Below are 1,687 nucleotides of genomic sequence, written 5' to 3'. Positions count from 1 at the left end.
CCGAGGTCGGCCTGCGCCAGCGCGGCGGCGTCGTTGACGCCGTCACCGACCATGGCGACCGAACGGCCCTCGCCCTGCAGGCGCTTGACCACGTCGACCTTGTCCTGGGGCATCACCTCGGCGATCACCTCACCGATCCCGACCTCGGCCGCGACCGCCTCGGCGACGGCCCGGTTGTCCCCGGTCAGCAGGATCGGGGTCAGCCCCAGGGCCCGCAGCCGGGCAATGGCCTCGGCGCTGGTGGCCTTGACCGCGTCCGCGACCTCCAGCACCGCCCGCGCCCGCCCGTCCCAGGCGACCGCGATCGCGGTCCGCCCCGCCCGCTCGGCGGCCGCCTTCGCCTCGGCGAGCTCCCCGGGCAGAGCCATCGCCCACTCGGCCAGCAGCTTCTCCCGGCCCACCAGGACGGCGTGCCCCTCCACGACACCCTGCACACCCAGACCGGGAACACTGACGAAGTCCTCCGGCACCGGCAGCGCACCGCCCAGACGCTCCATGGCGCCGTCGGCCACGGCACGCGCGACGGGGTGCTCGGAGGCGTGCTCCAGCGCACCCGCCAGCCGCAGCACCTCCGCCTCCCCGGTACCGGCCACCGTGTGCACCGCCAGCAGCGTCATCCGGCCCGTGGTCACCGTGCCCGTCTTGTCCAGCACGATCGTGTCCACCCGCCGCGTCGACTCCAGCACCTCCGGACCCTTGATCAGAATCCCGAGCTGAGCACCCCGCCCCGTCCCCACCATCAACGCCGTCGGCGTGGCCAGCCCCAGCGCACACGGGCACGCGATGATCAGCACCGCCACCGCCGCCGTGAACGCCGCCGTCCACCCCGCACCGTTACCGAGCCAGAACCCCAGCGTCCCCAACGCCAGCGCGATCACCACCGGCACGAACACACCCGACACCCGGTCCGCCAGCCGCTGCGCCCGCGCCTTGCCGTTCTGCGCGTCCTCGACCAGCTTCGCCATCCGCGCCAACTGCGTGTCCGCACCGACCCGGGCGGCCTCCACCACCAGCCGGCCCCCCGCGTTGACCGTCGCCCCCGTCACCGCGTCCCCCACGGACACCTCCACCGGCACCGACTCACCGGTCAGCATCGACGCGTCCACCGCCGAACTGCCCTCCACCACCACACCATCAGTGGCGATCTTCTCCCCCGGACGCACCACGAACCGCTCCCCGACCCGCAGCCCGGCGACCGGAACCTGCTCCTCACGCCCGTCCCGCAGCACCGTCACATCCTTCGCGCCCAGCTCCAGCAGCGCCCGCAGCGCCGCCCCCGCCCGGCGCTTGGACCGCGCCTCGAAATACCGGCCCGCCAGGATGAACGCCGTCACCCCCGCCGCCGCCTCCAGATAGATGTTCCCCGACCCGTCCGACCGCGCGATCGTCAGCTCGAACGGGTGGGTCATACCCGGCGTGCCCGCACTCCCGAAGAACAACGCCCACAACGACCACACGAACGCCGCCGACGTACCGACCGAGATCAGCGTGTCCATCGTCGCCGCACCGTGCCGGGCATTGGTGAACGCCGCCCGGTGGAACGGCCACGCCGCATACGTCACCACCGGCGCCGCCAGCGTCAACGACAGCCACTGCCAGTACGCGAACTGCAACGCCGGCACCATCGCCATCGCGATCACCGGCACCGTCAGCACCACCGCCGTCACCAGCCGCTGCCGCAACCCCG

1 protein-coding gene is annotated in these 1,687 nt (G+C 73.1%); it reads right to left on the bottom strand.

The genetic code is table 11. The features are described from left to right. A partial coding sequence (locus tag ACH499_RS34565; RefSeq protein WP_399020989.1) for a heavy metal translocating P-type ATPase occupies positions 1 to 1,687 on the bottom strand: 1,687 nt, incomplete at both ends.

It is taken from the genome of Streptomyces sp. NPDC018947 (assembly GCF_044390505.1).
GTDB lineage: Bacteria > Actinomycetota > Actinomycetes > Streptomycetales > Streptomycetaceae > Streptomyces.
This window is presented reverse-complemented; position numbering and strand designations above follow the sequence as displayed.